Annotated in this window: 4 protein-coding genes; all 4 read right to left on the bottom strand. The window is 35.3% G+C overall.

Features of this window, described 5'->3' with window-relative positions:
• Window positions 1-432: 432 nt before the first annotated feature.
• Window positions 433-2,853, bottom strand: a complete 2,421-nt coding sequence (locus ACW6OJ_RS06050; protein WP_456096035.1) for a cell wall-binding repeat-containing protein — start codon at window positions 2,851-2,853, stop codon at window positions 433-435.
• 306 nt (window positions 2,854-3,159) lie between these two features.
• Window positions 3,160-5,487, bottom strand: a complete 2,328-nt coding sequence (locus tag ACW6OJ_RS06045; protein WP_456096034.1) for a cell wall-binding repeat-containing protein — start codon at window positions 5,485-5,487, stop codon at window positions 3,160-3,162.
• A gap of 401 nt (window positions 5,488-5,888) precedes the next feature.
• Window positions 5,889-8,189: a cell wall-binding repeat-containing protein gene (locus ACW6OJ_RS06040; protein ID WP_456096033.1), complete on the bottom strand. Its 2,301-nt coding sequence runs from the start codon at window positions 8,187-8,189 to the stop codon at window positions 5,889-5,891.
• Between the two features lie 323 nt (window positions 8,190-8,512).
• On the bottom strand, window positions 8,513-10,042 hold the full coding sequence (locus tag ACW6OJ_RS06035; protein ID WP_456096032.1) for a cell wall-binding repeat-containing protein: 1,530 nt from the start codon (window positions 10,040-10,042) through the stop codon (window positions 8,513-8,515).
• Window positions 10,043-10,257 lie beyond the last annotated feature (215 nt).

The following is a 10,257-nucleotide window of genomic DNA, read 5'->3' as shown; positions in this document are numbered from 1 at the left end:
TCAAGTCCAAATACATTTGCCGTATTGGCAAACACACTTAGCATCATTAGTGTAGCCGTGGTAACAGCCATAGTTTTTCTAGCCAATAATTTCATAAAATAACTACTCCTTTATATTTTTCAAGTTTTAAAATAAAAAATGTCTACCTTCTTCTTAGGTAGGTATTTAATTTACATGAAAAAATCCCTTAAGTTCTTTTAAAGGCTCCCATCATGTTAGATAGTAAATCTGTTAATCTACTCTTCTTTTTCTACCCCAAAAAAAATATATTAAACCCTAAATTTACAATATATTATTAACTAAAAAAGGAAAATCCTCGAGCTAAAGTACCCTTAGACTTTCCTTTTTTTCATTTATTAAAGTTTTAATTTTGATAGGATATCACTTATTTTTTTAAACTCTATCAAAGCTCACTAAATAAGTCCTCATATTTTACTTAACTAGGTCTTCCAAAACGCTATATGGCACAAATCTTTCTCCACCTATAGCTGTAATACTTGTAAAGCCTGCATTTCTTATATAGGCCTTAACAGGACTATTAACTTTCTTATTCCTTGATACCAATAGGGTAGGTCTATTAAACTTACCTGATATTGGCGATATAACCAAGGCATCCGCAAACTCCTCACCTGATGCTATATAGGCTTCCTTACTTGCACCAAACTTAGACTTGGCTATAGCTACTGAAGTTTCGTACCTAGTTGCACCTGCCATTCTTTCTACTACATTCGGAAGCTTGGCCTCTGTTGACTTAGATATTGTGTTTAAACCACCTGCTATATAAGTCTTGTTGATTTCTAGGTCTCTTATAGCATTTTGAATCTGGCTTGGTACTGAATCCTTCTTAACTAGAAGTATTGGATATCCCTCTCTTGAAGCGAAAGTTCCTACTGATAGGGCATCTGGAAATACCTGGCCTGAAGCTACTACACCAGAATTTTTCTTACCAGTTATACCAACTACTCTCTTAGCTACCATTTCAGAAGTTCCATACCTGTCAGCTCCTGCTATTCTTTCAACATTCTTGTCAGCATCATAGACCTTTAGGTCTTCTCTTACCTTCTCAGATACAGAGTTCTGGCCACCGACAATGATTACTTCCTCAGCACCTAGTCTCTTTATTTCATCCCCAACTCTTGAGTCTAACTTGTCAGTTGGGTTAAGCAGGATTGGTGCATCCTTTAACTTGGCCAATACTGATGCTGTCATTGAGTCTGGGAATAGGTCATGCCTAACTACTATGGCAGTCTTAGCCCTGTCGTAGTTTTTCCTTGATATATTTATAGCTGTCTCTATCCTGTCCTTACCATCTATCCTGCCAGTATTAGTATTATCAGACTTCCTAGGCTCTACTGGCTTATTCTCCTTTTTCTTTACCTTGAAGGTATATGAAATTAGGTTTGGCTTGTCTGCTGGTGCAGCCTGGTCTCTTCCAGCATCACTCTGCTTTCCTACAAAGTATAGGTATGTACGGTTGTAGGCCTCGTATGTATTTAAATATTCCAATTTCATAGGATCTTCATCATCATAAATTGGCTCTAGGTACATGCCCTGTCTTTTTAACTCATTTCTATGTTCTTCCACTCCTGCCGGCTCATTTCCCCTATAATATGAAGCCTGATCAAGCCCCTTTGTAGCCCAATCAACATATCCGGCAATGCTAGCATTTAGGGTAACCTTAGTATCTGGATTCACTATTGACTTCACATACAAACCTGAAATAGATAAAACTGGGTTACTTGTGTCTAGCTTCTTTATTTTTTCAATAGTCTCACTCCACTTTAGTTTTTTACCCTGTATACTTTCATCTAGCCTTAAGCTTACTACTAGCTTCTTCTTGCCAGATTCATCTTTTATATCAGTAGTGACCTTAAAGCCATCAAGACCAGCTATTTTTGCTGATGGATTTTTAACCTCCACTTCATTTGGTATATCTATAGTGTATACAAGCTGAGAGTCGATCATGCCATACATTCTATTATATATATCTTTATTTATTTCTTCAGGAATATAATACCTCGTACTATATAATGTATATCCCATTATGAAACGTTTTATCCAGTCTCCCTTTACTAAGAATTCAAGCTTCAATTCCTCTTCCTGTTCGAAAGTCCCAATAGCACTTGAATCTGAGTCACCTGTCTTTTTTATGTCAGCAAATACAGCTAATTTTTTAGGATTTTTTATCTCATCCTGACTTAGAAGATCAGCTTCTTTAAATTTAAAAGGGTTATTTTTTTCATATATAGGATCACTTGCATTCTTACCATAGAATTCTGACCAATCTATATTAACACTTTCTCCAAGAAGATATCCTAAATCGAAAATCTTTGGTATCGCAGAATCCATAACCCCTTGACTTGAAGGTGAAATTCCTGTACTCAATACATTTTTTGGTTCTCCTATTTTATTAAAGTCTATAGGTAGATTCTTTAATGCCGTCTCATTAGGCTTTAATAGATATTGGGGAAATACCCCCTCAGCATCATATCCTATAAGATCCTCTGCTATGGTATTTAATACCTCTGAACCTTCCTGTTGACCTTCTGCTAATCCAACCATCTCTCTTGTATCTTTTTGAATTTTTCTATACTTTCCATATATATATCCCTTTTCTAAATTTGCCCAATATGTATCACTAATTACCTCTTCAGGAGTCTTAGTATCATACTCATCTGTATTATATAAGCTTGATAATACTGTACCTTCAGTAATATCAAATGCAAAATCGTTTGATGTATTTGTAAATACACCTACTGTACTTGCAAATACATTAACGGTATTAGCTATCCCGCCTAGCATCATTAATGTAGCTATTGTTATAGCCATAGATTTTTTAGCAAATTTTTTCATAAAAATTTAATCTCCCCTCTTTTTATTATATTGAAAATACTCATTGCAACTATAAACAGCTATTATTCTGTACATAGTAAACATTATTACTTATCTACCCCGTTAAAGAATATTTAAACATCTAAAATATTTATTTATTTTTAGTGTGTATTAGCATCAAAATAATGGTAAAAATTAAAAGAGGATTCATAGGATAAACCTCTCATGAACCCCCTTTTAATTTGAGATTAGAATATATTATTTGTAAATAGTAGAATACTTGGTAATCTGTTAGTATGCAAATAAGTTATATTATTTTGTCTTATATTACTTCACTAGGTCTTCCAAAACACTATATGGAACAAATCTTTCTCCACCTATAGCAGTAATACTTGTAAAGCCCGCATTTCTTATATAAGTCTTAACTGGTGAATTGCTATTCTTATTCCTTGATACCAATAGGGTAGGTCTATTAAACTTACCTGATATTGGCGATATAACCAAGGCATCCGCAAACTCCTCACCTGATGCTATATAGGCTTCCTTGCTTGCACCAAACTTAGACTTGGCTATAGCTACTGAAGTTTCGTACCTAGTGCTACCAGCCATTCTTTCTACTACATTCGGAAGCTTGGCTTCTGTTGACTTAGATATTGTATTTAAACCACCTGCTATATAAGTCTTGTTGATATCAAGGTCTTTTATAGCATTTTGAATCTGGCTTGGTACTGAATCCTTCTTAACTAGAAGTATTGGATATCCCTCTCTCGAAGCAAATGTTCCTACTGATAGGGCATCTGGGAATACCTGGCCTGAAGCTACTACTCCTGTGTTCTTCTTACCAGTAATTCCAACTACTCTCTTAGCTACCATTTCAGAAGTTCCATACCTGTCAGCTCCTGCTATTCTTTCAACATTCTTGTCAGCATCATATGACTTCAGTTCTTCTCTTACTCTTTCAGATACAGAGTTCTGACCACCAACTATGATTATTTCCTCAGCACCTAGTCTCTTTATTTCATCCCCAACTCTTGAGTCTAACTTGTCAGTTGGGTTAAGTAGGATTGGTGCATCCTTTAGCTTGGCCAATACTGATGCTGTCATTGAGTCTGGGAATAGGTCATGTCTAACCACTATGACACTCTTAGCCTTGTCGTAGTTTTTCTTTGATATATTTATAGCTGTCTCTATCCTGTCCTTACCATCTATTCTACCTGAATCTGGTTTTTTAGGGCTATCTGGAGTCTTAGGATCGACCGGCTTTTTAGGGTCAACTGGAGGGTTAGTTTTCTTATCATCTAGCTTAAATGTATAAGAAATCAGGTTTTGCTTATCTGCTGGTGCTGCCTGGTCCCTTCCATCATCACTTTGCTTTGCTACAAAGTATAGGTAAGTATAATTTGGAATATTTACATCAGGTCTCATTCCATATACACCATTTTTATCTTCCAATGTCTCTATAGCATCATCATTATCTAATTTCGTACGCATATACTCAAAATATCCACCAACTGTACCACGTAGTGTAACATTGGTTCCAGGCCTCGCATTAGAATTAACGTATAGACCCGATAAAGATACCTTTATATCATTAACATCAAGCTTTCTAAGTTTTTCCACTATATTCTTCCAAGGCTCTTTTTTTGCCTGCTTGTCTGCCTTTAATCTAAGTGTAACCACTAGCTTTTTCTTGCCTGCTTCATCCTTTACTTCGGCCTTTGTGTCAAAATCATTAAGACCTGTAAGACTTGCAGAAGGAGTTCTTACATCAACCTCTTTTGGTATATCTATCGTATACACTATCTGTGAGTCGAACATTCCATCTGTATTATCAATAATATCTTTTATTTTTTCATCTGACAGGTCTCCCCTAGTCATTTGTAGGGCATCTCCCATCATATAGCGCTTAAACCAAGATGCATTTATTGAGAAGTCTAGCTTTAATTCATCTCCAACCTTATGATCTTTTATCTTATTTGAATCGGTATCTCCACTTTCCTTAATATCACCATAAATGGTTAACTTTGTTGAATCGTCTATCTCATCTTGTCTCAGTACCTCTGACTCCTTAATACCAAGTGGATTTTCTCTTGCAGGTACTGGGTCAGTAGCCTTAATTCCTTTATCTGAATATGATGACCCTTCAATATCGACATCATGGCTAACTAGGTATCCTAAACGATGAAATCTGGCAAAATATCTTGTCTCTAAATCATAATTTTCCTTTGTAATACCTGTGCTAGTAATACGTCTAAAATTCGATATACGTTTGTTATATTGTTGCCTTGAATCTTGAAGTGCAGTTTCTCCTGGCTTTAGAAGATACTTAGGAAATACACCCGTATGTACTGTTTCTTCTTCTATATGTACAATTCCATCATACCTTAAATCATGCTTCAAATATGTTCCCTTAACCTTTCCTTCCTCTAGGTCAGCCCAATATGTATTTTTTATGACTTTTTCCGGAGAAAAATAGGTAATACCATTTTCATCACTGGCGATGTCAATCAGGCTTGGTAGGACAGTATATTCGTCATAAGTCTCTGCATTTTCTACAGTTTCGTCTGCAAAGACCCCTCCCATATTAGCAAATGCACCGGCCATTAGTATTAATGCACTTGTTATGCATATAGATTTCTTAATAATTCTTTTCATAAATGCTATACTCCTTACTTTCTACATTTTTTCAAAAGATTAAATTACCTATAAAAAAGTTAAATATATAGTGTTTTTAGACTCTCTTAATATTATTTAATCTTCTTTTTTAATCTTAAGTATACCTTCATATCTATTCCCAGAATCATATACTATTAATCAACTTTAACAACTTATTTTTAATAGTTTTCTTTATTTTACTTTTTATGTAATGTACTATTAGGTCTTTAAATTAATTTTTCAAAATAAATGAATTTTAATGGTAAAAATTAAAAGAGGATTCATAGGCTAAACCTCTCATGAACCCCCTTTTAACTTGAGATTAGAATATATTATTTGTAAATAGTAGAATACTTGGTAATCTGTTAGTATGCAAATAAATTATATTATTTTGTCTTATATTACTTCACTAGGTATTCCAAAACGCTATATGGAACAAATCTTTCTCCACCTATAGCTGTAATACTTGTAAAGCCGGCATTTCTTATATAAGTCTTAACCGGTGAATTGATATTCTTATTCCTTGATACCAATAAAGTAGGTCTATTAAACTTACCTGATATTGGCGATATAACCAAGGCGTCCGCAAACTCTTCACCTGATGCAATATAGGCTTCCTTACTTGCACCAAACTTAGACTTGGCTATAGCTACTGAAGTTTCATACCTAGTCGGACCTGCCATTCTTTCAAGCACACCTGGAAGCTTGGCTTCTGTTGACTTAGATATTGTGTTTAAACCACCTGCTATATAAGTCTTATTGATTTCTAGATCCTTCATAGCATTTGCAACCTGGCTTGGTACTGAATCCTTCTTAACTAAAAGTATTGGATAACCATCTCTTGAAGCAAATGTTCCTACTGATAGGGCATCTGGGAATACCTGGCCTGAAGCTACTACACCAGTATTCTTCTTACCAGTAATTCCGACCACTCTCTTAGCTACCATTTCAGAAGTTCCATACCTGTCAGCTCCTGCTATTCTTTCAACATTCTTATCGGCATCATAGGCCTTTAGGTCTTCTCTTACCTTCTCAGATACAGAGTCCTGGCCACCAACTATAATTACCTCTTGAGCACCTAGTCTCTTGATTTCGTCACCAACTCTTGAATCTAACTTGTCAGTTGGGTTAAGTAGGATTGGTGCATCCTTTAGCTTGGCCAATACTGAGGCTGTCATTGAGTCTGGGAATAGGTCATGCCTAACTACTATTACAGTCTTAGCCTTGTCGTAGTTTTTCTTTGATATATTTATAGCTGTCTCTATCCTATCCTTACCATCTATCCTGCCTGGAGTTGGATTATTTACTTCCTTCTTAACTTTAAAGCTGTAAGATATCAGGTTTGGTTTGTCTGCAGGAGCCCCCTTATCCCTTCCGTATGAACTTTGTTTTCCAACAAAGTACAAATATCTACGTTCAAAGATTTTTTGCTGTGATAAATATCTATAGTATTCTGCATTTATATCAGAATCAGAAGTATATCCTCCCGTAACAGTAGGTTCTCCTGCTGGCGATGGTACACCGGCAATAATTGAATTTGCCCACTCAAAATATCCTCCAAGAGTTCCTCTTAGTCTAATAATGCTATCTGCTTGAGCATTTGGATTTACATATAGACCTGAGATTGATATCTTGACATCACTTGTATCAATCTTTTTTATTTTCTCAATCATCTCTTTCCAAAGTTCTTCCTTATTAACCTTATCATCATTTAACTTAAGGCTTACTACTAGTTTTTTGGTTCCAGAATCGTTCTTTATATCTGTTTCGACTTTAAAATTATCAAGACCTCTTAAACTTGCAGAAGGATTTATTAGGTCTACTTCTCTTGGTATGTCAATTGTATACACTAGCTGCGAATCAAATTTACCCAAGGCTTTATTATAAAATCTTTCTACCCTATACTGGTAAGAACCTCTAGTTAGGCTAAGAGCATAACCCATAATATATCTCTTAAACCATGAAGCGTTCATTGAAAAGTCTAGCTTTATCTGGTCACCAACCCTATATTCTCCTATCTTACTTGAGTCTATAGAGTCCTTTTCCCTAAGATCACCAAAGACTGTTAGCCTTGTAGGATCATTTATTTCATCCTGACTTAGTAGGTCGGCTTCTTTAAATTTATATGGATTATACATGTCTAAAACTGGATCATTTGATCTTTTACCATTATATTCACTAGACAAATAATCTGGTCCAGCTAAATATCCGAATTGATAGAATTCATCCTTGTTTATAATCTGTATTCCTAGTGGACTCTCTGTAATACCAGTACTTGGTAAATAAACATCACTATTATATCCCCTATTCAATACATTTAAGTCCTTAAGACCCGATTCACTTGGCCTCAATACATATTTAGGAAATACACCATAATATTTTGCATACCTATAAGTGTCTTCACTAGCACTCCCAAATGAAGACCCCGTAGCTAAGGGAGATGTGGCTGGCGATGGTACACCTGGAACCTTTATTTTTTCTTCGATAGTTCCTTCTTCCAAATCTGCCCAGTAGGTATCCCTAACCACCTTTTCCGGAGAAACATAGGTAGAAGTCCCTCCTGGCCCCACTTGAATTAAACTAGTCAGCGAATTTTGTGCAGTATATTCCTCTGCAAGTACACTGGCCGTATTGGCAAATATGCCCAGGACCATCAGTGTAGCGGTCGTAATTCCTATCGACCTTTTCAATATTCTATTCATATTTTAAACTCCTTTTCCTTTTTTTGACCCCACAATTTGAGATTTATATATCCAACTATTGGTTTTCTTTTATGGATTATATAGGTCCTCTTTTTTCTAGCTTGCTTCTATTTAAGGATTAAGATAAACCATTTCCTTTTATTAAATTATACAAACCTAAGGCTTATTAGTCAATCTTAAAATAATATATAGATAAAATATTTTAAATATATTTATTTAAAATTTAATATAAGACATTATTTTATTCACTTATTTTAAAAAAACTCCTCAAGATAATACCTGAGGAGTCTCAATTCGTTTAATACATTGCTTATATTTAATTTTTACCTAGCCAAGTCATTGATTGTGCTATTTGGAACATATTTTTCTCCACCTATAGCCGTTATACCCATTAGTTTAGCTTCCTTTATATATTTTTTAACTACTGAGTTAATACTCATATTCCTTGATACCAACAATGTTGGTTTATTATACTTACCAGATATTGGAGATATAACCAAGGCATCAGCAAACTCTTCCCCTGAAGCTACAAAGGCCTCCTTGCTATCCTTAAACTTGGACTTGGCTATAGCAACTGATGTCTCATACCTAGTGTTCCCTGCCATTCTTTCAAGCACACCTGGAAGCTTGGCTTCTGTTTCCTTCGAAATAGTATTAGTTCCACCTGCTATATAAGTCCTATTTATATCTAAATCGTTTATAGCTCTCTCAATACGTTCTGGTATTAGATCTTTCTTGACTAATAATATAGGATATGATTCTCTAGAGGCAAATGTACCAACTGATAGGGCATCCGGGAATACCTGACCAGAAGCCACTACTGCTATATATTTCTTACCTGTCATAGCTACAACTCTTCTAGCTACCATTTCAGATGTCCCATACCTATCTGGTCCTGATAGCCTCTCTACATACTTATCTGTATCAAAGGCCTTAAGTTCTTCTCTAACACCTTCTGATATAGAATCATGACCACCTACTATAATTACTTCTTCTACACCCAGTCTTTTTATTTCTTCACTAACCCTGTTATCAAGCTTATCTGTTGGATTTAGTAGTATAGGAGCATCCTTTAGCTTAGCCAGTACGGAAGCTGTCATAGAATCTGGGAATAGGTCATGTCTAACTACAATTACTGTATTAGCCTTATTATAATACTTCTTAGAAATATTAATTGCAGTTCCTACCCTGTCTTTATCATTTATCCTACCAGTACTTGGTCTCACTGGCTGGACTTGTGCAGGAATTATTGGTGTGGCTGGTATTGACTTGGCATTTTTTGGATCTGACCCCTTTGCCTTCTCCTCGACATCTGTATAGCCATCATTATCATCGTCTGTATCATTAATATCAGGTATACCATCCCTATCTGTATCCCTCTGAACTATGAACACTAGTCGTCTATTTTCCACCCTACTATCATGACGTATTACCTTGATTGTTTCAAATACTTTTTTTACCTCTTCATCCTTACCCCAAGGCTCTCTAAGATTATACTTGCCAGTGATAAGGTATGTGCTCATATCGTATCTTAGACCCATAAGTCCTAATTCCCTCTCATCTACCTTTGTCCATTCTCCTGTATTGGTTGGTACTATCTTGATAGGGGTTATTTGAGTCCCTTCAACAATAGTCTGCTTTTTATTTTGAATATCAACATCGTCTATGCTGTTTGTTTCATCTGGGAAATCTGGATCTATTTCTGCCATAGCAACTAGGGGGCTAGTCATAAGCATGCAGCCTAGTAGTAAGGCTGATACACCCATATATAGCTTATTTTTATGCAGACCTCCTCTTATAATCCTATTCATACCTTTTCCTTCTCTTCTGTTAAATATTTCCAAAAACCTCATTTAACTTCCCTCCTAAATATTTTAAATTCTCTCAACTATAAAAATATTCACTATCTAAGCCACACATATAAATCAAAAATTAAAGAGGGTTCATCATCACTGTGTTCAAATGCCCCCTCTTTATACTGTTATGTTAATTTACTTTTTTTGTTTTACTTACATTAGAGCATTCATATGTCATGCAGTTTCAAAAATCATATTAGCAAATATTATTT

It is taken from the genome of Peptostreptococcus sp. (genome assembly GCF_977045075.1).
Note: the sequence above shows the minus strand (reverse complement) of the source record. Positions and strands in the feature narration are given on the sequence as shown.